The sequence below is a fragment of the Lichenihabitans psoromatis genome, from assembly GCF_004323635.1.
In the GTDB taxonomy this organism is placed as follows: domain Bacteria; phylum Pseudomonadota; class Alphaproteobacteria; order Rhizobiales; family Beijerinckiaceae; genus Lichenihabitans; species Lichenihabitans psoromatis.
Window position 1 is genome coordinate 833921 of the sequence record NZ_CP036515.1, and the last position, 22571, is coordinate 856491.

The 22571-nt window shown below is 64.6% G+C and carries 19 protein-coding genes; 7 read left to right on the forward strand and 12 right to left on the reverse strand.

Annotated elements, in window-relative coordinates; all coding sequences use genetic code 11:
- Positions 1-3 precede the first annotated feature (3 nt).
- The 5 genes from EY713_RS03875 to EY713_RS03895 form a co-directional block, all read right to left on the reverse strand.
- The gene (locus tag EY713_RS03875; RefSeq protein ID WP_131113649.1) at positions 4-1338 is read right to left on the reverse strand and encodes an LLM class flavin-dependent oxidoreductase; all 1335 of its coding nucleotides are present in this window, start codon (positions 1336-1338) and stop codon (positions 4-6) included.
- Between the two features lie 130 nt (positions 1339-1468).
- On the reverse strand, positions 1469-3451 hold the full coding sequence (locus EY713_RS03880; protein WP_131113650.1) for a glycosyltransferase family 2 protein: 1983 nt from the start codon (positions 3449-3451) through the stop codon (positions 1469-1471).
- Between the two features lie 3 nt (positions 3452-3454).
- Positions 3455-4744 carry a hypothetical protein gene (locus EY713_RS03885; RefSeq protein ID WP_245572883.1) on the reverse strand — a complete coding sequence of 430 codons (1290 nt, stop codon included), beginning with the start codon at positions 4742-4744 and terminating at the stop codon, positions 3455-3457.
- Positions 4744-6123 carry an HlyD family secretion protein gene (locus EY713_RS03890; protein ID WP_131113651.1) on the reverse strand — a complete coding sequence of 460 codons (1380 nt, stop codon included), beginning with the start codon at positions 6121-6123 and terminating at the stop codon, positions 4744-4746. The genes EY713_RS03885 and EY713_RS03890 overlap by 1 nt, the downstream gene beginning before the upstream one ends.
- Before the next feature lie 413 nt (positions 6124-6536).
- Positions 6537-8228 (reverse strand): thiamine pyrophosphate-binding protein, encoded by a 1692-nt coding sequence (locus EY713_RS03895; RefSeq protein WP_131113652.1) that lies wholly within the window; start codon positions 8226-8228, stop codon positions 6537-6539.
- 182 nt (positions 8229-8410) lie between these two features.
- On the opposite strand from EY713_RS03895, the gene EY713_RS03900 reads away from it, so the two are divergent.
- Genes EY713_RS03900 through EY713_RS03910 form a run of 3 tightly spaced genes read left to right on the forward strand, consistent with a single transcriptional unit; the run spans position 8411 to position 10834 of the window.
- Positions 8411-8656 carry an acyl carrier protein gene (locus EY713_RS03900; RefSeq protein WP_131113653.1) on the forward strand — a complete coding sequence of 82 codons (246 nt, stop codon included), beginning with the start codon at positions 8411-8413 and terminating at the stop codon, positions 8654-8656.
- Entirely contained in the window at positions 8643-10082 is a 1440-nt protein-coding gene (locus tag EY713_RS03905) for an AMP-binding protein (protein ID WP_131113654.1), read from the forward strand. Before EY713_RS03900 ends, EY713_RS03905 begins: the two co-directional genes overlap by 14 nt.
- On the forward strand, positions 10079-10834 hold the full coding sequence (locus EY713_RS03910) for an SDR family NAD(P)-dependent oxidoreductase (protein ID WP_131113655.1): 756 nt from the start codon (positions 10079-10081) through the stop codon (positions 10832-10834). Before EY713_RS03905 ends, EY713_RS03910 begins: the two co-directional genes overlap by 4 nt.
- A gap of 6 nt (positions 10835-10840) precedes the next feature.
- Here EY713_RS03910 and EY713_RS03915 read toward each other — a convergent pair whose 3' ends face one another.
- Complete coding sequence (locus EY713_RS03915; protein ID WP_131113656.1) at positions 10841-12667, reverse strand: long-chain-acyl-CoA synthetase; 1827 nt, start codon at positions 12665-12667, stop codon at positions 10841-10843.
- A 258-nt stretch (positions 12668-12925) separates the two neighbouring features.
- Here EY713_RS03915 and EY713_RS03920 point away from each other — a divergent pair, with 258 nt between their 5' ends.
- Together EY713_RS03920 and metA are read left to right on the forward strand one after the other, a co-directional pair.
- Positions 12926-14221: an O-acetylhomoserine aminocarboxypropyltransferase/cysteine synthase family protein gene (locus tag EY713_RS03920; protein ID WP_131113657.1), complete on the forward strand. Its 1296-nt coding sequence runs from the start codon at positions 12926-12928 to the stop codon at positions 14219-14221.
- Between the two features lie 14 nt (positions 14222-14235).
- On the forward strand, positions 14236-15240 hold the full coding sequence (metA, locus tag EY713_RS03925) for a homoserine O-succinyltransferase MetA (RefSeq protein ID WP_131113658.1): 1005 nt from the start codon (positions 14236-14238) through the stop codon (positions 15238-15240).
- Positions 15241-15262: 22 nt separating this feature from the next.
- Here the strand turns inward: metA and EY713_RS03930 are convergent, their stop codons facing one another.
- Complete coding sequence (locus tag EY713_RS03930; protein ID WP_131113659.1) at positions 15263-16048, reverse strand: metallophosphoesterase; 786 nt, start codon at positions 16046-16048, stop codon at positions 15263-15265.
- Between the two features lie 206 nt (positions 16049-16254).
- On the opposite strand from EY713_RS03930, the gene EY713_RS03935 reads away from it, so the two are divergent.
- Both EY713_RS03935 and EY713_RS03940 read left to right on the forward strand, forming a co-directional pair.
- Positions 16255-17202 carry a choline ABC transporter substrate-binding protein gene (locus EY713_RS03935; RefSeq protein ID WP_131113660.1) on the forward strand — a complete coding sequence of 316 codons (948 nt, stop codon included), beginning with the start codon at positions 16255-16257 and terminating at the stop codon, positions 17200-17202.
- 96 nt (positions 17203-17298) lie between these two features.
- Positions 17299-18159 carry an ABC transporter permease gene (locus EY713_RS03940; protein ID WP_131113661.1) on the forward strand — a complete coding sequence of 287 codons (861 nt, stop codon included), beginning with the start codon at positions 17299-17301 and terminating at the stop codon, positions 18157-18159.
- 10 nt (positions 18160-18169) lie between these two features.
- Here the strand turns inward: EY713_RS03940 and EY713_RS03945 are convergent, their stop codons facing one another.
- The 5 genes from EY713_RS03945 to EY713_RS03965 form a co-directional block, all read right to left on the reverse strand.
- Complete coding sequence (locus tag EY713_RS03945; protein WP_131113662.1) at positions 18170-19078, reverse strand: DMT family transporter; 909 nt, start codon at positions 19076-19078, stop codon at positions 18170-18172.
- 63 nt (positions 19079-19141) lie between these two features.
- Complete coding sequence (locus EY713_RS03950) at positions 19142-20041, reverse strand: ribokinase (RefSeq protein WP_131113663.1); 900 nt, start codon at positions 20039-20041, stop codon at positions 19142-19144.
- Positions 20038-20682, reverse strand: coding sequence for a 2-dehydro-3-deoxy-6-phosphogalactonate aldolase (locus EY713_RS03955; protein ID WP_245504342.1), 645 nt, complete (start codon positions 20680-20682; stop codon positions 20038-20040). The genes EY713_RS03950 and EY713_RS03955 overlap by 4 nt, the downstream gene beginning before the upstream one ends.
- A gap of 128 nt (positions 20683-20810) precedes the next feature.
- Positions 20811-21713 (reverse strand): 2-dehydro-3-deoxygalactonokinase, encoded by a 903-nt coding sequence (locus EY713_RS03960; protein WP_131113664.1) that lies wholly within the window; start codon positions 21711-21713, stop codon positions 20811-20813.
- A gap of 12 nt (positions 21714-21725) precedes the next feature.
- Positions 21726-22493, reverse strand: coding sequence for an SDR family NAD(P)-dependent oxidoreductase (locus EY713_RS03965; protein WP_131113665.1), 768 nt, complete (start codon positions 22491-22493; stop codon positions 21726-21728).
- Positions 22494-22571: the final 78 nt, after the last annotated feature.

Sequence of the window (22571 nt, forward strand, 5' to 3'; positions counted from 1 at the left end):
CCTTTACCGGACCGTCGGGAAGAACCGGTTCTCGGGGCGCGGTAGGCCAAGGTTCTCGCGTAAGGTTTTGCCTTCATATTCACGCCGAAACAGGCCGCGCCGCTGCAACTCGGGCACGACGAGATCGACAAAATCGTCGAGGCCGCTCGGTACCGAGGGAAACATGATGTTGAACCCATCGCATCCCTCGCCGTCGAGCCATTCCTGCATCCGATCCGCGATGCTGGCGGGCGTTCCGACAATCTCGTAGCCGCCATAGCCGCCTACGAATTGCGCCAATTGCCGAACCGTCAGGTTCTGATCGCGGGCGAGATCGACGAGCTTCTGCCGGCCGCTCTTGCTGGCGTTGCTGTCGGGAATCTCGGGCAACGGGCCGTCGAGATCGAAGCCGGACACATCGGTGCCGAGCCGCATCGACAGGTTCGGCAAGCCGCTGTCCTCATGCACGAGGCTGTCGAGCAGCGCCTTCTTGGCCCGTGCCTCCTCCATGGTGGCCCCGACGACCACCAGAACGCCGGGCAGGACTTTGAGATGATCGGGGTCGCGGCCGATTGCCGTCATCCGGCTTTTCACGTCGGCGTAGAAGCTCTTCGCCTCGGCGAGGGTGAGCGACACGCTGAAGATCACTTCGGCGGTTTCGGCAGCGATCTGCCGCCCGGCTTCGGACGCGCCGGCCTGCACGATGACGGGCCAGCCCTGGACGGGCCGCGCCACGTTCAGCGGCCCGCGGACCGTCAGAAACTCGCCCGTGTGATTGAGCACATGCAGCTTCTCCGGATCGAAGAAGATGCCGCTTTCGGTGTCGCGGATGAAGGCGTCGTCAGCCCAGCTATCCCACAAGCCGGTCACGACATCGTAGAATTCGCGCGCCCGCCGATAGCGCGTGGCATGTTCGACATGCTCCTCGAGCCCGAAATTCATAGCTTCGTGCGGGTTGCCGGAGGTGACGAGGTTCCACCCGGCCCGGCCATCGCTGATATGGTCCAGCGAGGCGAATTTGCGGGCAATGTGATAGGGCTCGTTATAGGTCGTCGAGGCCGTGGCAATGAGGCCGATATGATCGGTGACGGCGGCGAGCGCCGGCAGCAGCGTCAGCGGATCGAGCGACGCCACCGTGCCGCTCCGGCGCAATGCCGCCATCGGCATGTTCAGAACCGCCAGATGATCGGCCATGAAGAAGGCGTCGAACCGGCCGCGCTCCAACGTCTGTGCGAACCGCTTCAGATGTTTGAAGTTGCTATTGGCGTCCGGAAAAGCCCCCGGATAGCGCCACCACGCCGTGTGGATGCCGACCGGGCGCATGAAGGCGCCGAGCCTGAGTTGCTTCTGCAGGGTCATGGGACAAGACCTTCGATCAGGGCTAGCCGTTGAGGCATATCGGGCGAGTAGACGGCTCGCCGGAGACGCAAGTCAACGGCGGTCCGCGTCGCATCGGCACCGCGATCTCCAACGCCGGCGGCCAGACCGCTCAGTCCCGCCCGATGCTCCGCCGAAGCAATCCGGCCAACGCTTTGCCCATATCGGCCTGCAGCGGCAGATTGTCATTCGGACTTCGATAGAGGGCAACGACCATGTCGCGCCGCTGTGCTTCGGGAAGGCTCAGGCTGACGAGCAGATCCCGACCTCGGCTGAAGGAGACATGCCCCCCGACGGTTTGCAGACCGTCGAGCACGAGATCCACCGCCGTCCCGATCGTCAGGTCACGATGCTCCTGAGCGAGGCTGAGGCTGGCATCGACCGTCGAAAGGCGGTGAACCGAACAGGGAAGAAGGAGCCCCGTTTCGGTTCGCAATTGTCCGACATGATCGGTCTGGAACAGTTCCTCGCGATGCAGGCGAGGTTTTTCGAAACAGACGATACAGGCGACGCCGGCCAGCAAAGACGATATGCCCGCCCAAACCAGATTGAGGATATCGACAGGCGTCGCCTCCGTCGGGGCGTTCGGCCCGATCAACGCCCAGATGATGGCGCCGACCGACACCGCGCAGAGACCGCCGAAAATCCGCAACATGTCCCACCGCACGATCGTGCGGGAGCGGTCACCCCCCTTGTCGGTCACCTTGAAGGGGCGACCGAACGGGCGATACAGGCAAGTGATCAGCGTCCAGGTGACCGCCACGGCCGTGACCATGTGGGTCACCTCCATGAAGATCGGCAGGGTCCGCCGACGCGACACCCAACCGCTATAGGCGTAGAAGGCCAGCAGCGCCGGGACCGCATGGCCGAGAAAATCGACGTAGTCGGCCTCGAAGGCCGGAATGCCGAAAAACCAGTAGACGGCCGGTGCCAACAGCATCAGCACGATGAACGGCTTGCACAACCAGTTCAGAACGCCGTGCAGGTAATGGAGCCGCTGCACCATCGTGAAATTCGCGCCGCGAAACGGACCATTGCGGAGCAACGCGACCTGAATCGTGCCGAGGCACCACCGCGCCCTCTGTGTGATATATTCGGGCAAGCCCTCGGCCGCGAGGCCAACGCTGAGGCGCTCGTTCAGCCAGCGCGTGACGTAGCCGTGGCTCATCATCGTATAGGTGAGATTGATGTCCTCCGACACGGCTTCATGCGGGAAACCGCCGATCTCGTTCAGCCGGTCGCGGCGGACCAGAAATGTCGTGCCGACACAGAAGGCCGCGCCCCAGGCATCCTTGGCGGGCTGAAACACATCGAAGAAGATCCGCTGGTCGTCGATCCAGGCTTTCGACGCCATGAGATTATGCTGGATCGGGTCGGCGTTGAAGTAAAGCTGGGGGGTCTGCACCACCGCGATCTTCGGGTCGCGGAACAGGCCGACGGTCCGTTTCAGCAGGTTGGAATGCGGCGCGAAATCGGCATCGAGCACGAGAATCAGCGGGGCGGCCCGCGGCCCGGCGGTGAGGCGGAGGCCATTGTTGAGATTACCGGCCTTGGCCCATTCGTTGGAGGAGCGGGTCAGATAATTGACCCCGAGTTCGTTGCAATACTCGCGCAACCAGGGTCGCCGCGTGTCGTCGAGGACCCAGATGCGGACATCCGGATAATCGAGCGCGCGGGACAACAGCACCGACTTTTCCAGCACGTCGACCGGCTCGTTATAGGTGCAGATGAAGACATCCACCGGCGGCCAGCTGTTGGCGGCATCGATCTCGGCTTCCGCGACATCGGCGGTGGCGGAATGATCGGTGTGGCGCAGCAGGATGACGATCGACATCAGCGTGTAGAGGATCGCGATGGCCTCGAAGACGAAGTAGAACCGCTGCCAGATCGCGCCGAAACCGAACTCGAAGCCCGGGATGGTGTCGAAGAGCCGCCATGCCGTATAGGCCACGATCAGGATTGCGGTCAGGCCGCCAAAAATGGCGCGGTCGACCGCCCGCACCGGGTCGAGCAGCTTCGACAGCGCGATGCAGCCGCAGAGCACGCCGAGATCGGTCATCAGCACGGTCGCTGCGTCGGGAGAAGCATCGACCATGGTTCAGTTCACCTTACGACCGGTAAACGGATTCCAGCGGAGGGCCGCCAGCGTCGCCCATGCCGTCGCACCGATATGCGGACGGTGGAAATATTCGAAGTCGCCGCCGTTCTCGGCTTCGACCTTCAGCCCGGTCGGGACCGTGCCGGCACTCGTTGCATAGAGCAGGCCTGATGGCGCCGCATGAGCCGCCAAGCCATTGAGCAGGCCATCCGCGATCGCATCGGCACCGACGGACCGGAAAGCGAGCGAGGCTTGCGCGGATCCCTCGGTCCATCGGTTTGTGCCGAAGCCCGCGAAAGTCATACCATCGCCGCGTCGCAGATGCGCGTCGGCGAACCCGAGGGCTCGGCGCCAGGGGGTGGGCGCATCGGGGACGCCGAGGACCGGCCATAGCTGAACGTCAAGCGCGAGATGATCCCGCGCCGCATCCTGGCCCTCCGGCGTGGTCCCCAGCAGGAAGAAGCCCGCGTCCGGCTGAAAGCGGGATGCGACGAAGCCGGTCGCGCGGGTCGCCATGGCGGTTTCGGCAGGATCATGCGTCAGCCGGGACGCCCAATGCGCGGCGGCCGCAACATCGATATTATGTTCCGTCGACTGCCACGTCAGCACCTGCTGAGCCGTGTCGAAACCTGTCACACCGCCGGCATATCCGGGAGGCCCCGGGGCGTCGGTTGCATGAGCCCCGATCCATGTCAGCACATGCCGCGCCGTGGCGAGGTACGAATCCGCCGCTGTCACGGGGCCGGCGGCCGTCGCCTCGTGCATCGTGAGGAGGGCGAGCGCCACCCAGGCGACATTGCCCGTCGCGCTGCCGTCCTGATAGGCGTCCTCATACCAGCGTCCGGCGTCCCTGTCCCACCATCCCGGCAGGTTGGGAGGCGCATCGGCAACCAGACCGGCGCGGTAGCCGTTGCGGATGCGTCCATCGGTAAAGGTTCGATCTTTCCGCCCGGCGATCACGAAGGCGTCGGCGATGCGCCCCGCCCGCGCGCGGTCCCCACAGGCCACGAGCGCGATAACCGAAACGGCATTGTCATAGGAGAATGCCGTCGTCCGCAACGGACCAGGCAGATCCGTCTCGCCCGGGCCGGGTGAATAGCTGGCGACGAACACAGGACCGGAGGGAGCCGCCGCATCCACCGCGCGGGACAGAGCGCGACACAAGCCGAACGCGAGACCGCCAGCCGGAATCACCGGTCGTGTGTCGGCGATGGCCGGAAGCGTCAGGCCGAACGCGCCCATCGCGACCGACATTGCGGCCGCCGTTGCGGCCGCAATGGTTCGACCCATCAGTGCGAGCGTCCCGTCGTCGCGACGGAGGCAAACCGGGTCGATGCCGGGCGGGTCTGCGCGTCGGCGGTGTTCCAGAACAGAGCCCGGCTTGCCAGATGCCACAGCATCGAGGTCGACGGCACCCAGCCGTTCTGGCGGGTCACCGTCACCCAGCGGCCGACGTCGCAGGTTCCAGGGCCGCCATCGGCCGTCTGCGACCGCAGCGGCGCGTCCGGCTTGACGAGAACGTAGAGCTCACGCCGCTCGGTCTGCGGGAACGGGACCGCATAGGTTTCGTCGACCTTGTCGCTCGTCTTGGGCAGCACTTCCATCACGGTGCCGGCCTGCTTTCCGGATGGGCCGGCGTCGATCGAGACGCGCGTGCCCGGAGCAAGATTGCCGCCTTGGCGATACGAAAAAATGGCGACCACAAAGGAATTGTCGCAATCCACCATACGGGCCAACGTATCGCCGGCTGTGACGTGACGGCCGAGCGACGCGCCGACACTGAGCACCTCGCCCGAGTCCGGTGTGCTGACGGCGGAATGTTCGAGGCTGGCGAGCCGCATGTTTTCGGCTAGAATCAGCCGCGCGCGAACCGCCGCCTCGGACGTGACTTGGGCCTCCTTAATGGAGAGGCGCTCGATATCGAGCGTCATGTCGTTCTTCTTTTGCACCAGGGTCGCAATGTCGTGGACATCGTCGCCGACGAAAATGCCATGGCGAATGCTATCGAGTTGCGCCTGCTTCTGGACCAGCTTGGAGGTGACGCTGTCCTTTTGATATTTCGAGGCCGAATATTGCTGAGCGGCTGACTTCGCCATGGCCGGTGCCGCCACATTACGAGCCACCATGTCGGTTTGCCGCCCGGCCACCAACCGTTTTTCCTCGACCGAGGCGCCGGCCGAGCCGATCTGAGCTTGCAGATCCAGCACTTGTTGCGAGTAACGGTCCTCGATCGCCGTGGTCTGACGCGCGATCTCGTCGGTCAAATCCGATACGAACCGGACTTCGCCTTCGCGCTCGGCACGCAGGGCCGTCAAGCGGCTCTGTGCATCGTTGAACTGGCCGTCGAGCGTGATGAGAGTGGAGCGGTCAACCCGCTTGTTGACCACTTCGATGCGCGGGTGAACGTCCGAACCCGCTCGCGCCGACAACAGAGTGACCTCGCCGTCGATCGGCGCCGTCAGCAAGGAAACCGGAGCGTTGACGACGGCTCGGTCGGATTGATCCGCAACCAGGGGCGGAAGCACAGACGTCAGGATGAGCGCCGCAAGGGTTGCTGACACGGTCAGCGCGATCCCACGCTTGAGGTTGATCCAGCTCCCCGGATTGGTCGCGATTCCGGCAGGCTTCCCGAGATCGGGCTTCAGGGGTCGTGCGGCCTTAGCGTCCATCTGTAGCTCCGAGCGCGTGCGGCGCAGCAAGGGGCGTTTCCTACCAGTCGAAACGACAAGTCATTGATCCTTGAGCATCTTCGAGGCAGATCTCAGGATTAAGTTTTTATTAAAATCGTGTTTAAAGACATTAGAGAGCATGTCAATGCTGCATCGCGGCAAGATCGGCGTCGGCCTTCGGGTAAGCGGAGTAATCCATTATTTGTCGGATAAGATAATTAATCGGCAACGTGAGATTACGTTGCGTAACCTAGCGCTTTTTGAGATCACCAATACTGCATATGACTGATGTCACAGGCGACAAGCACATTCCAGCCTGAGCAAAATCTTACGTGAAGCTTAAGCTTGAGCTTGGCCAATATAGCCCGAAAGCGGCGATGTCGTCGAAATAGCTGACGACCGCGCGGGCTTGTTCAAGCCGGGCCGGCCTGTCGCCGAAGTGCTTGCTCGCGAATTTGGCTCAGCGACAGGCCAGGCGTGATCGCATCCGCATCGATCTTAAGATGGACGATACTCGGCATTTCGGAGGCACGCGCTGCCTCGAAAGCAGCCGGAAAGTCGGCCGTCCGCTCGACTGTGACGCCATAGCCGCCGAACGCCCGCGCATAGGCCGCAAAATCCGGATTGCGCAGATCGGTGGCCGAAACGCGACCCGGAAACTCACGCTCCTGATGCATGCGGATCGTGCCGTAGCTGCCGTTATCGGCAATGATCGTCACGATCGGCAAGCCATATTGGACCGCGGTTGCGAAATCCTGTCCGTTCATCAGGAAGTCCCCATCCCCATTGATCGACAGCACGAGGCGATTCGGGTGAAGCCGCTGCATCGCAACGGCAGCCGGGATGCCATAGCCCATCGAGGCGGAGGTCGGCGCGATGTGGCTGGCGAAATGACGAAACCGGTAGAAGCGATGAATCCAAGCGGCGTAATTGCCCGCACCGTTGCAGAGAATCGTGTCGGTCGGGACGTGGTCGCGCAACCACACCATCACGGCTCCGAGATTGACATCGCCAGGCTGCGGGGTCGGCACCTCCGACCAGGCGAGATAATCCCGATGCGCGTCAGCCGTCGCCTCGCGCCATGACGACACCTGTTTAGGTTGCAGGCGATCGAGCGCTGCTGCGAAGCGAACCGGGGTCGCATGGATCGCAAGATCGGGACGGAACACGCGCCCGAATTCGGACGGCTCGGCATAGATATGGACCAGCGTCCGCTCGGCCGATGGCGGGTCGAACAGCGTGTAGCCCTGGGAGGGAATTTCGCCGAAGCGGCCGCCGCAGAGCAGCACGAGATCGGCGGCCTTGACGCGGGCGATCAGCATGGGGTTGGGCGCGAGGCCGACATCCCCGGCATAATTGGGATGCAGCGCATCGAACAAAGGCGCGCGGCGGTAGCTGGTCGCGACCGGCAGGTCGAAACGCTCGGCGAACCGCTGCACGGCCGCGCAGGCCTCCGGCGTCCATCGCGTGCCGCCGAGGATCACGAGCGGCCGTGCGGCGCGGGCCAGAAGCGCCTCGAGCGCGTCGAGATCCTCGTGCCCGGGCGCCGTCTCAACCGCGCGATAAGGCGGAGCAGCCTCGAGCGACACGCGTTCGTTCAGCATGTCCTTCGGGAGGCTCACGACCACCGGACCGGGGCGTCCGCTTAGCGCGGCCCCGAAGGCCCGATTGACGATTTCGGGCACTCGAGACGCCTCGTCGATCTCCACCGTGAGTTTGGTCATCGAGCCGAATACGGCCTTATAGTCGAGTTCCTGAAACGCCTCGCGCCCCCGGACGCCGCGTTCGACCTGCCCGACGAACATGATCATCGGGGTGGAGTCCTGGTTGGCGATATGGATCCCCGCCGACGCATTGGTGGCGCCGGGGCCGCGCGTGACGAAACAGACGCCGGGCCGACCTGTCGCCTTGCCGACAGCCTCCGCCATCATGGCGGCGCCGCCTTCCTGGCGGCAGACCGTCACCGTGATGGCGCGATCCCGAAATGCGTCGAGCACGCCGAGAAAACTTTCGCCCGGCACGCAGAAGACATGCTCGACCCCATTGGCGATCAAGAGATCGACCAGGACCTCGGCGGCGGTTCGGCTGTTGGCGGCGTTCAACATCGCAATCTCGTCCTCTCAGCGCATCATACAAGATTGCGTCGAAACACAACGGCGACGCGCTTCAAAGACGACACATGCCTCACGCGGACAGATATTCGCTTCACCATGTCGGGCAAACCGTGTTGTTGGCCCCGTGCTGATGCAGTATAGACAATGTTAACAAAACCTTAGGCGATGCTTCCATGTCAGTACGGCCGACCATCCTGGCTCAAATCGAGCAGGTTGCCTCCGAGCATAAGAAAACCCTCGTGCCGCTCACCGACGACACGGTTCTGCTGGAATCCGGTCTCGATTCGCTGTGTTTCGCGATTCTCGTAGCGCGCCTCGAAGATCACCTCGGCTACGACCCATTTACGGCGTCGGACGACGTTTATTTTCCCGTGACGCTGGGCGACTTCGTCAAGTTCTACGACGATGGGCACCACTAAGCCCGCAAGCCTTCGCGACGCGCTGCGTCGGAGCGGACCGCCCGACGATGCGGCGCTGCTCGGAGCCGATGCGCGCGTACCGCTGACCGCGATCGCGACCGGCACCTGCTTCGACCACGATCCCGCTTTATTGGCGGGTCGCTCCATCATGCTGATCACGCGCACGCAATCGACGGCGGCCCTGGCGATGCTCGATTGCGACGGACTGGTGCGCCGCATGGTTTTGTGCCCGCCCGATCTCGATCCCGCCCACATGCGCTCGGTGATGGCCGACGCGGAAGTCGACACGATCGTGACCGACCGCGAGGTCGCGACCTTCAATGGCCTCGGGGTCAATGCCATCGTGCGTTGCGGCACCATGCTGCATCCCGCCGATTGGGACCGGATCACTGCGACCGCGCCGCACGTCTCGACCGAGTGGGTGATGGCGACCTCCGGCACGTCGGGCCTGCCGAAACTCGTCGTCCACGACATTGCGGCGCTCACCGGCGCGATCGCATCTTCGGTGGGTCAGACCCAGCAGGTCGTCTGGGGCACCTTCTACGACATCCGGCGCTATGGCGGCCTGCAGATCTTTTTGCGCGCCATCCTCGGAGGCCGGTCGCTGGTTCTTTCGCAGGCCGGCGAACCCTTGATCGATCATCTGACGCGCCTGAACGCGGCCGGGATCACCCATCTTTCGGGAACGCCGTCGCATTGGCGCAAGGTCCTGATGTCGGCCGAAGCCGCGATCATCGCACCGACTTACGTCCGCCTGTCGGGCGAGATCGCCGATCAGGCCGTCCTCGACAGCCTCGGCGAAACCTTCCCGGGCGCCAAGGTCGGCCATGCCTATGCGTCGACCGAGGCGGGTGTTGGCTTCGAGGTCAACGATGGCCTCGAGGGCTTTCCAGCAGCGCTGCTCGACGCGACGGGGGGCGCCCTCGCGATGCGGATCGAGGACGGCTCGCTCCGCATGAAATCGAACCGGATGGCGAGCCGCTACCTCGGCGCCGACCCGCCGACCCTGATCGACCCCGACGGGTTCGTCGATACCGGCGACATGATCGAGCGGCGCGGTGACCGCTGTTATTTCGTCGGGCGACGCGGCGGCATCATCAATGTCGGCGGCCTGAAGGTGCATCCCGAGGAGATCGAGGCGGTCATCAACCGGCACGATCAAGTCCGCATGTCGCTCGTGAAAAGCCGCCGCAGCCCGATCACGGGCGGGATCGTGGTGGCCGAGGTGGTCCTCATCGACGCTGCACTCGATGAAGGGACGGTGCGCGACGCGATTATCGCGACCTGCCGCGCCAGCCTGCCGCCCCATAAGGTGCCGGCGATGGTGCGTTTCGTGACCGCGCTCGAGGTCACGCCCGGCGGTAAGCTGGCCCGCCCCGGCACCGGGGCGGACCCCGCGGGGAACGCCGCAAAGGATCGGGCATGAGCGCGATGTCGAAACCGGCCAGGTCCGTGCTGGTCACGGGGGGGAGCCGCGGGCTCGGGCTCGGCATTGGCCGTCATCTCGCGAGCGAAGGCTATCGCGTGATCGCGGTGGCGCGCCACGACAGCGAGGATTTCGCGCGCATCCGGGCCGAGGCAACAGCGGCCGGACCGGGCGCCCTGCTGTTCGAGCCCTGTGATCTTGGTGACATCGACGCTCTCCCGGGGCTCGTGCAGCGCATCCGGCAAGCGGTCGGCCCAATCTATGGTCTCGTCAACAATGCGGCGATCGGGACCGAGGGTCTCCTGGCCATCATGCACCAGAGCCAGATCGAGACGCTGGTGCGGCTCAACACGCTCTCGCCGATCGTACTGACAAAATATGTCGCTCGGCAGATGATGTCCGAGCAGGAGGGCCGCATCGTCAACGTGTCGTCGATCATCGCCTCGACCGGCTATAGTGGCCTGTCGGTCTATGGCGCCACCAAGGCCTCGATGCTGGGGTTCACGCGTTCGCTGGCGCGCGAGGTCGGGCGGCTGGGGATCACGGTCAATGCGGTAGCGCCCGGCTTTATGGACACCGAGATGACGGCCGGTATGGACGACGCGCAGCGCCAGCAGGTCGCGCGCCGCAGCGCCTTGCGCCGCCTGCCGGAGATCGAGGATGTGGCCCGGATGGTGGCGTTTCTGATGGGCGAGGGCGGCCGCAACATCACCGGCACGGTCATGACGGTCGATGCGGGCAACACGGCCTGACGTCTCTCAGAGGCGAAGCTCGCCGCGGGCGATACGGGCCTGAAGCGGGACATCGAGCGGCACGTAGGCGCCCTGCGCCATGTCGTCGAACAGCAGCGGATCCTGTACGAGCGCGGGATCGAACCCCGCTGTCGCGAGCGCAACCGTCTTCTGCTTGAAGGTTTCGGTCATCTCGAAACGCGCGCAGAGCCGCAGGAAGAGCGGCCGCGCATAGGCGGGCAAGAGCGTGCCGAGATGCTGCCGCAAGTCGGCCGATTCGAAGTCTGGCGTCACGACCAGAGCCGCCATCCCGGCCCGGCCATCATGATGCGGGACGGCGACGCCGAACACCACGGCATCGACGATACCCGGACAGGAGGCGATGGCGGCCGCCACCTCGGTGGTGGCGACGTTCTCGCCTTTCCAACGGAACGTGTCGCCGAGCCGGTCCACGAAGGTGAAGAAACCTTGCCGATCCATTCGCATCAGATCGCCGGTGCGGAACCAGGCATCGCCCGGCTTGAACACGTCGCGCAGCACCTTGCGGTCAGTGTCCTCCACGTTGGTATAGCCCTCGAATCGACCCGCACGGGCGACCTCGTCGGCCGAGATCCGGCCGATCGCCTCGCCCGGCTCGTCGCGCGCGCAGCGGAGACAGAAACCCGTCTCGTCCCGCAGCGGAAGACCGGTCGACGGATCGTGTTTGACGATGGCGGCCGGGAACCGCGCCGCCATGAAGGACGGGATGCGGCCGATCGCGCCGGGCTTGCCCTCGACATTGTAGAGCGAAAAATTACCCTCTGTGGCGGCATAGAATTCGAGGATCTGCGGAATCGCGAAACGGCTCTTGAACGGCTCCCACACGTCAACCCGCAAGCCGTTGCCGCAGACCATCCGTAGCCGGTGATCCCCCTCATGGCCGGACGGCGGGGCCTTGACGAGATAGCGGCAGAGTTCGCCGATATACTGGAACAGCGTGCAGTCCCAGCGCTGGATCTCGTCCCAAAATCGGGTCACCGAGAATCGTTCGGCGATCACGACTGAGCCACCGTTGACCAGCACCGACCCGGTCGCCACGATGCCGCCGACGCTGTGGTAGAGCGGAAGACAATCGTACATGCGGTCTAGCGGCGTGGTCATCATCATGCCGGCGAACCAATGGCTCCACATCATCACGCGGTGATGGCTGACGCGCGCGGCTTTCGGCAGGCCGGTCGTGCCCGAGGTGTAGATGAGCAGCGCCGGATCCGCTGTGGTGACGCCGCCCCGCTCGACTTCGCTGAGCGGCTCACCCGACCGGCCGAGCAGATCGAGATCGAGCCGCGGCAGCGCCGCATCAGCATCGCCATGCAGCCAAACCACGGGAGCAAGACCGGCGGGCAGCAGCGACGCGGCTCCCTGCCAGGATGGCAGCAGCTCCGCCGCCACGATCGCATGGGCCGGCGCGGCCGCCGCGACGCTATGCGCCAAGGCGGCCCCCGTGAGATGCGTGTTGAGCAGCGCCACGACCCCGCCGACGCGACTGATGCCGATCCAAGCCGCGAGATATTCGGGGCGGTTCGGCATCAAGAGCGCGACCCTCTCGCCGGGCCTGATGCCCTGCGCCAGCGCCCATCGGGCGTAGCGGGCCGAGCCGTCGGCCAGTTGCCGGAACGTGTAACTCTCCCGATCGGACAGAACCGCCGGCGCATCGCCATGGATCGACGCGAGTTCCGCCACGACATCCCCGAACACGCGGTCGGGACGCTGGTCCACCTGAGCCGCCATGGCCAAGGCCGCGACCCAGCGGTCGAGCGTCGATGGCGGTTCGGCGGCGGTGCCCTCGGCTGAATCAGTGCTGGCGGTCGAGATCATTGAGACATCCGTCGGTCGAGGCGTCGATCTTGACCGGTGAGCCTTAAGACGACGTCTCGATCGGCCGACCAGCCGTCTGCGGCGTCATCCCGCGTCGCTCGATACCGTAACTTAACGATAGTGACGCGACACACGACAGCTCGATCGAAAGTAACGCTTGTTTCGGTAGGATGGCGTAGGGGTCGGGTCATCGGCACGCGCGTCCGAAACGACAAGCGCGGCCGGGATGGCGGATCACCCCCCGACAGGATTCTTCCGATGCGGAACGAAACGATTGCGATCCACGGCGGGTTCGACAACGATCCGGCCACCAAGGCGGTCGCGGTGCCGATCTATCAGAACGTCGCCTATACGTTCGACTCGGCCGATCATGGCGCCGCCCTGTTCAATCTCGAAACCGACGGCTTCCGGTATAGCCGCATTAGCAACCCGACCGTCGCGGTGCTGGAGAAGCGCGTCGCCGAACTCGAAGGCGGCATCGCGGCCCTGGCGGTCGCGACCGGTCAGGCGGCGCTCCACTATGCCTTCGTCAACGCGGCCGACCACGGCGGCAATATCGTCTCGGTGCCGCAACTTTATGGCACCACCCACACGCTGCTGGCCCACGTGCTGCCGCGTCAAGGCATCCACGGCCGGTTCGCGGCCTCCGACCAAGCCGCCGATCTCGAGGCGCTGATCGACGACGACACGCGTGCGGTGTTTTGCGAGAGCATCGGCAACCCGGCCGGCAATATTGCCGATATCGAGGCCATCGCGGCCGCAGCGCACCGCCACGGCGTGCCGCTGATCGTCGACAACACGGTCGCGACCCCCATCCTGCTGCGACCGCTCGATTACGGCGCCGACATCGTGGTCGAGTCGCTCACCAAATTCATGGGCGGCCATGGCACAACCATGGGTGGCGCCATCATCGATGGCGGCCGCTTCGATTGGGTCGCCAATGCCAAGCGCTTCCCCGCCTTCACGCAAGCGGACGACTCCTACCACGGGCTCGTCTATGCGGAGCATTTCGGCAGAAGCGCCTTCGTGGCGCGCTGCCGGAGCGTCTATCAGCGGACCACCGGCGCCGTGTTGGCGCCGATGAGCGCCTTTCTGCTGTTGCAAGGCATCGAAACGGTGGCGCTCAGGATGGAGCGGCATGTCGAAAATGGGCGGAAGGTCGCCGAGTTCCTGGTGAAGGATCCGCGCGTCGACTGGGTCAGCTATGCCGGCTTCGCCGACAGCCCCTATCATGCGCTTGCGCTGAAATATCTCGGCGGCCAGGGCTCCTCGCTCATGACGTTCGGGGTCAGGGGCGGCCTCGAGGCCGGCAAACGGTTCTACGACGCGCTGGGCCTCATCAAGCGCCTCGTCAACATCGGCGACGCAAAGTCGCTCGCCTGCCATCCGGCCTCGACGACGCACCGCCAGATGACGCTCGACGAGCAGCGCGGGGCTGGCGTTCGCCCGGAGATGATCCGTCTCAGCATCGGGATCGAGCATATCGACGACATTCTCGAGGATCTCGACCAAGCGCTGGGCGCGACCGCCAATGCAGCCCGTCTTGCGCGTTGAAGGGAGCCGCGAGAGTGCCGCTCTGCCTCGATGATCGTGCCGCCGAGCCGGTCGTTGGTGGCGTACCGCCTGACGATGTCGGCACGCGTCCGGCGCGGGAGGCCGACGCGGAGCGTCACTGCATCGACATCGGCCTCGTCAACAATATGCCCGATAGTGCGCTCCTCGCAACCGAGCGACAATTCGCGACTTTACTGGCTGCCGCCAGCGGCCGGCACCGCATCCGCCTGCATCGCTTGTCTCTGCCGACCGTCGCACGCGGCGACGCCGCCGCCGCGCATATCCAGCAGCATTACGTGCCGTTCGAGCGGCTGGCGGACCGGCCGCTTCGCGCCCTGATCGTGACCGGATGCGAGCCGCGCGCCGCCTCCCTACGTGACGAGCCCTATTGGGACAGCCTGAGACATCTCGTCGATTGGGCGGAACGCAACACCGTCTCGACTCTCTGGTCCTGCCTCGCGGCGCATGCGGCGGTGCTGCACCTCGATGGCATCGAGCGGCGCCCCCTGCCCCATAAACGCTCCGGCGTCTTCGCCTTCGAGCCTGACGGCGACCATCCCCTGCTGGCTGGCGCCTCGCCTCGGATCGAGGTGCCGCACTCGCGCTTGAACGACATCGCCGCGGCCGACCTTCGCCAGCACGGCTACCAGGTTCTGACCGCCTCAACCGAAGCCGGCGTCGACTTGTTCGTGCGCCAGGGCCGCAGCGCCTTCGTATTTTTCCAAGGGCATCCGGAATATGAGCCGGATTCCATTGCCCGCGAGTATCGCCGCGACGTGTCGCGTTTTCTGCGTGGCGAGCGGGCCGACTATCCGGCTCTCCCGCAGCATTATTTCGATCAAGCGACCCGCTTAGCCTTGGGCGCGTTCGAGCAGCTCGCGATGGCGGATCGCACCGCGCTCGCACTTCGCGACCTGCCGCGTCAGCTCGGGCTGCGCGATGGTTTGGCGGCACAATGGCAGGCGACCGTCTTGCCGATCTTCCGCAATTGGATCGACGGATTGGCCGAGGCCGTCTGACCGGCGCATCATGGGCCGTGTCTTACACGCGCACCTGCAAGAACCGGCGCTGGTTTCCTTCGAGCGCCACAGCCGTCAGCACGCCGCTCGCAAAGGCTTTGGTGTCGACATTGATGGCATTGGGCCGCACCTCCGGCGTTTTCACCGGCGTATGGCCGTGAACGATGATTTTTCCGAAATCGAAGGAGGATTTCAGAAAGTCCTCGCGGATCCACACGAGATCCTCCCGGCTCTGCTCATCGAGCGGCACGCCCGGTCGTGCTCCGGCATGACAGAAGAAGTAGCGGCCGACCGTGAAACTGAGCCGTGTCGCCTCCAGAAAAGCGCGATGGGATGGGGACACGCTGCCGCGCAGCGCCGCCTGCCGGTCACTCGTCCGCATGCGCTGCATGGCACGCGGATCAAGGCCGTAGGAGCGGAGAGTCGCGTCTCCGCCCATGCCGAGAAAGCGATCGAGACTGGCCGAACCGCGCAGGACTTGGCCGAAAATATCTTCGTGATTGCCCGTCAGCGTGACGATCGGGGTGGCGAAATCACTGCGCGCCAGCCGGTCGATGACCTCGGCCGATCGCGGTCCCCGATCGATGTAGTCGCCGAGCAGAACCGTGAGCGGCTGATCCACGGGCCGCTCCCGCACGTCATCGGCGATTTTGGACACCATCGCGTCGAGCAGGTCGGCGCGGCCATGGATGTCTCCGATCGCATAGACCCGTGTTCCATCCGGCAGCATGGCGTCGGGGTGATGCCGGTCCACAGCATCAGGATTGGACAGCCTCGCGATCAGCTTGAATGGATTTCCGAAACGCATCAGCACGCCTTTGGTCGAGACCTGTCGACGTCCAAAGACTCCGAAGGTTGCACCGAAAACACTCATCGTGGCCGCGACGCGACACGAAGGGTCGCGGTTATGCTCGTCTTCCGACAGGCGATGACTTAGCCTTCGCCAGCACGTCGATCAGCGTGCACGATCATTGCATCAGCGTGACGTCAAATAATCGGAACGGGAGAAGGCATATGAACAGGATCCTACTGTCGACGATGGCGCTCGTGACCGCGGCGCTCGCGTCGGCCGGCCAAGCCCGCGCGGCGGACCCCGAAAGCTGCAAGACGGTGAAGTTCTCCGACGTCGGCTGGACCGACATCACCGCGACGACGGCCGCGACGTCGGCGATCCTGAAAGGTCTCGGTTACACCCCGCATGTCGACGTGCTTTCGGTTCCGGTCACCTACACGTCGCTTCATAACAAGCAGATCGATGTTTTTCTCGGCAATTGGATGCCGACCATGGAGGCCGACCGCAAGCCCTATGTGGACGACAAGAGCGTCGACGTGCTCGGGGCCAATCTCAACGGCGCCAAGTATACGCTCGCGGTGCCGGACTATCTCTACGAGGCCGGGCTGAAGTCGTTCGACGACATCGCCAAGTTCAAAGATAAGCTCGACAATAAAATCTATGGCATCGAACCGGGCAACGATGGCAATCGGCTGATCCTCGACATGGTCAAGGACGACAAATTCGGTCTGAAGGGCTTCGATCTCGTCGAGTCCAGTGAGCAGGGCATGCTGTCTCAGGTCGAGCGCGCCACCAAGCGGCACGAGCCCATCGTGTTCCTCGGGTGGGAGCCGCATCCGATGAACACCAAGTTCAAGATCGACTACCTGACAGACGGCGACGCGGTGTTCGGGCCGAACTACGGCGGTGCGACGGTCTATACCAACACCCGCGCGGGATATTCGAAAGATTGCCCGAATGTCGGCAAGCTGCTGGCGAATCTCAAATTCACCCTGCCGATGGAAAATCAGATCATGGGATCGATCCTGTTCGACAGCCAGGAGCCCGACAAGGCCGCGACGGATTGGCTGAAGCAGAACCCCGCTGTGCTGACAACTTGGCTCGACGGCGTGACGACGATCGACGGACAGCCCGGTTTGCCGGCCGTGCAGAAGAGCCTCGGCCTCTAACCACCTCGACCTGATCCTCCCCGCCCCGACGCATCGCGCAACGGGGCGGGACCGCGACGCCATCATGGCGCGCTCAACGACACGCCCGGATGCCGCATGGATCAGCTGACGCAAGCCATCATAGGCCACAAGATCCCGATCGGCTTCTGGCTGAATGCCGCCATGAACGGGCTGAAGGACAGCGCCGGCGCGGTCTTCGACGTGATTTCGGACACGCTGAGCGGCCTCATCGACCATACGACGCTATTGGTCGGCATGGTGCCGCCGCTGGTCTTCTGTTTGATCGTGGCGGGACTGGCCTATGGGCTGCGCCGCTCCTGGGGCATCGCGGCCTTCGCGGTGCTGGCTTTGGTGTTTATCCTTAACCAGGGCTATTGGCGCGACACGCTCACGACACTGGTTATCACCTTTTATGCGACCCTCGCGTCCATGGCGATCGGGGTGCCGATCGGCATCGCGGCCGGGCATCGCCCCTGGCTGGCAAAATCGCTGCGGCCGATGCTCGATCTCATGCAGACGCTACCGACTTTCGTCTATCTCATCCCGATGCTGTCGCTGTTCGGCCTCGGGGTCGTACCCGGCATCATCGCGACCGTCATTTTCGCGGTTCCGGCGCCCATCCGAATGACGCAGCTCGGCATTTCCAGCGTGCCGTTGCCCTTGCGCGAAGCGGGTCAGGCGTTTGGCGCGACACCCTGGCAGTTGCTCACCAAGGTCGAGCTTCCGCATGCCTCCCCGGCCATCATGGAGGGCTTGACCCAATCGATCATGCTGGCCCTGTCGATGTCGGTGATCGCGACGATGGTCGGGTCGGGTGGCCTTGGCGTGCCAGTGCTTCGCTCGCTCAACCAAGTGCGGCCCGCCATGGGGTTCGAGGCCGGGATCGCGATCGTGCTCGTGGCGGTGCTGCTCGACCGGGTGTTCCGACGCCCGTCTCAGACGATCGGGGCCCGCTAAGCCGCGGCGGTCAGACCCTCGTGTCCAATGCGACGAGGCGGACCGCGCGCCGCCGCTCGAACCAGATCATCACCAGCGAACTCGCGATGATGAGGCCCGCCCCGGCAAACACCTGCGCCTTCGGAATATCGGCCCAGATCGCGTAGCCGTAGATAAAGGCCCAGAGCAGCCCGGTATATTCGACCGGCGCCACGACCGAGGCCGGAGCATAGCGGAACCCCTCGTAGAGAAGAAACTGACCGAGACCACCCGCGACGCCGATACCGAACATCAGGGCGAGGCTGAACCAATCCGGCGTCGTCCAGGTCCACAACACCATGATGGCGCAGGCACAAGCGAAGAAGCCGTTGCTGACCAGCATCTGATTGGCCGTCGTCTCCGTGCGGCTGATCATGCGAACCAAAACGACGCTGAGCCCCCAGCAGCAGGCGGCGAACAGCGCCATGCCGACCGGCACCAGGCCGCCAGTCGCGCTCGGGTTCGAGGCCAGCACAACACCGCAGAAGCCGCCAATCACCGCGATCCAACGCGGACCGTCGACCCGCTCGCCCAAGACAAAGATCGACAGGACGACCGCAATGATCGGTGCCGCGAAATAAAGGGTCGTCAATTGGGCGAGGCCGAGGAAAGGCGCGGCATTGTAGAACGACATCCATGCCGCGAGGATCAGGGCGGCCCGGACCACCAGAGCGCGTTTATTACGGCTGTGGGCCAGCGCCGAAAGATTGCGGCGGCCACCGATCGCCAGCGCGATCGCCACGATGACCAGGCTTCGAAACATCAGGATTTCGGGCACGGGATAATGGCTGACCAGCCATTTCACGGTTGCGTCCTGAACCGAAAAACACGCGTATCCCATCGCGCTCAAGCCAATCCCCTTCATGACCGGCAGGGGAGGCTCGTCCGAAACAGGAGGCATGATGCTGATGGGTCCAGGCCGTCCGTCTCGCTCCGATCAAGGGGCGCGGCGGACCGGGAGAAGCTAAAGGGTCGCGATGGCGCGGTCGATGTCGTCCTTGGTCGGAATGCTCGGCTGCGCGCCCTGCTTGGTGCAGGCGAGGCTGCCGGCCGCCGCGCCACGCCCAAGAGCCGCCTTGAAGTCGAGCCCGGCATCGAGCGCCGCCGCGAAAGCGCCGAGAAACGTGTCGCCGGCGCCGGTCGTATCGACCGGCACGATCGGGAGCGACGCCACCCGATGTTCGACACCGCCCTGCCAACCGGCTGCACCATCGGCACCGAGCGTCAGCACCATATCGACGCCGTGCCGCTCATGCAGGTGGCGCGCCAAAGCAGCCGGCTCGTCGCCGAGGTCGAGCGCCGCGCTGAGCACCGCCGTCTCGTGCTCGTTCATGACCAAAATGTCGAGTTCGGCGAGATAGCTTGTCGACACCGCGCCGGCCGGCGCCAGATTGAGAATCACGCGAGCACCGCGCGCCTTGGCGGATCGCGCCGCGATCTCGCCCTCCTGGTCCGGAACCTCCCGCTGCAGCAGCAGACTATCGCCCGGCTCGATCGGGAGACCCTCAACCTGCGCGGCTCTCGCAGTTGCATTGGCCCCGGCCGCCACCGTGATGGCGTTCTGGCCAATTGCGTCAACGCTGATAAAGGCCGCGCCGGTCGGCTGCGCGGTGCGGACGACGCCGGTCAGATCGACGCCATCGGACAGCAGCAGCGACAAGGCGATGTCAGCGAAGTCGTCGAGACCGGTCGCCCCGACCATGCGGACGGTCGCGCCTGCGCGCTTTGCCGCGAGTGCCTGGTTGGCTCCTTTGCCGCCCGGCACATGGGTGTAGCTCGGCCCGATCACGGTTTCGCCCGGTCCCGGGATCCGCTCCACATGCGTCACGAGATCGAGGTTGATCGAGCCGAAGACGACGATCATGGCGCGGTACCGGCCATGGCCCGCACGGCTTCGACCAGGGCGCGGGCGCGGGCCCCAACTTCCCCGGCCGTCAGACCGGGCTTATAAAGCGAGGAGCCGATCCCGAACCCATGCACCGGGCTGTCGGCCCAATCCTTCATGGTGTCGGTCGAGACGCCGCCGACGACGAGCATCCGCGTGCCTTTCGGCAAAACGGCCGCAATGCCTTTTGCGCTCTTCGGCGTCACCAATTCACCCGGAAAAAGCTTGATCGCATGGGCGCCTGCCGCCAGCGACGCGAAACATTCGGTCGGCGTGAAGCTCCCCGGCAAGGACACCAGACCGCGCTCGCGCGTGCGACGGATCACGGCCACATCCGTATTGGGCGACACGATGATCTCGCCACCCACATTGGCGACATCGTCGACCCCGGTCGGGTCCAACACCGTTCCGGCCCCGACGATCGCACGATCCTTCAGCGCCGCGGCAAGCCGACCGATGCTGACGAGCGGATCGGGCGAGTTCAGCGGCACTTCGAGGATGTGGATACCGGCCTCGACCAAGGCCTCGCCGACGTCCAGCGCCTCGTCGGGATGCAGGCCACGGAGGATCGCCACGATCGGCATCTTGGCGAACCAGTGATTGAAACGATCTTCGGACACGGGATGGCTACTTTCTCACTCGATGGCAGAACCTGCCGGCTCGGCCGGGCGACCTTGAGACGGGATGGACGCCACATGGTCTTGCAAGGTCTAGAAACAGATGCGTCGCCCCACAAGCCCTCGTATCGTCAGGGCGTGGGCTTGCTGGCGGCGTAAAGCCTCCGCAGACCCGACAGTGTGACCTCGGCGGGATCGAGCGTCGTCACGGCGATGCCATGTTGTTCGAATGCCGCCTGATAGACCTCGCGCTGCGGCGACGCCGCCACGAGATGCACGGACCGGCAAGGGCCGAAGAGATCCTGAGCCCCGATCAATTCCTGGCCGATCACGAGGCTCGATAGAAACGGCCGAACGGCGTGGCCATCGATGTCGCCACCCAGCACTTGGCTGCGGGTCTGAAACAGGGATCGGCTCAAACCGCCCTTGAACCGCGCCGCACGCGCCCCGGCCACATGGCCGCTCGCGTCGTCCGGCGCCTCAGCCAGACGGCCGAGGAACGAGCCGGCGATGGCGGCATAGAGTTCGCCTGTCACGAAGGTGGCGAACCGCACGATGCGGCCACCCGCCATTTCGATCCATTTGCTGTGGGTGCCCGGCAGGCAGATCATGCCGTCCGCGAGGCCGACGCCGATGGCCTGAACCTCCTCGCCGCGCATCACATCATAAGCGCCGTCAGGCCAGCGGATGTCGACACCCGGCGCGACGACGACATCGCGTGCGCCTTCGATCCGGGTGAACCCGGCCGCGAGGTCATCCGGCCCACAGGGGCAGGACACATAGGGTGCCTCGACCCAGCCGTTCCGGCTGCCGACCATGCCGGACATGACGACACGGAGGTGGGGATCAGTTGCGAACCAGGGCCCACAAGCCGCCTCGAGAGCAGCCGGGAAGCCGCCGGCCGCAATGCTTTGGACGCCCTGGTCGGAGGTGATGCGGTCGAGAACCGCGCCGTCCTGCCCGACGAGGCTGGCGCGCATGCGGGTCGTGCCCCAATCGACCGCGATCAAGGCCGGTTTGTCGATCTCGCTCATGATTTTGCGATCCTACACCCAGCCGCCATCGGCGACATATTGCTGATTGGTGCAGGCCCCCGATTCATCGGAGGCGAAGAAAAGTGCCACACGCGCCATGTCGTCGGGGACGAGCTTTCGCTTCAGGCACTGATGTTCCATCAGTTCTTTCTCGCTTTCCGGTGTCAGCCACAGCGACACCTGCCGCTCCGTCATGATCCAGCCCGGCGCGACGGCGTTCACGCGAATGTTGAATTTGCCGTAATCGCGGGCGAGCGAGCGGGTCAGGCCGAGAATGGCGGATTTCGCGGCCGTGTAGATCGGCATGCCGCCCTGCCCGACCATCCACGAGGTCGAGCCAAAATTGACGATGGATCCACCGCCCGCCGCCTGCATGTCGGGCAGCACCGCTTGGGCCGCAAAGAACTGGTGCCGCAAATTGACGGCGATCCGATCGTCGAAATACTCGGGCGTGACCTCGGGCGTGGCATGACGTTCATCATGCGCCGCATTGTTGATCAGGATCGTGATCGGTCCGAGCGCCTCGCGTATGGTACCGATACTGCGGCGCAGCGCCTCGATATCCTTCAGGTCGCAATGCTCGTAGTGAACCGTGTGACCCTGATCCTTCAACTCGGCAACGAGATCGTTGGAGGGGCCATCGGCGATGTCGATGAAGGCCACCTTGGCATGCTGCTCGGCCAACCGTCGCGTGATCGCCGCACCAATGCCACTGCCGCCCCCCGTGATCAGAACGACCCTGTCGCGCAGGCTTGGATAGGTCGCGATGGCTGTCGTCATAAGGGTCTCCGGCTCGGCACATGCCCGCTTCGGCGATCCGGCGGCACATTGATCGGACGCTTAACCCGGTCGGGACCG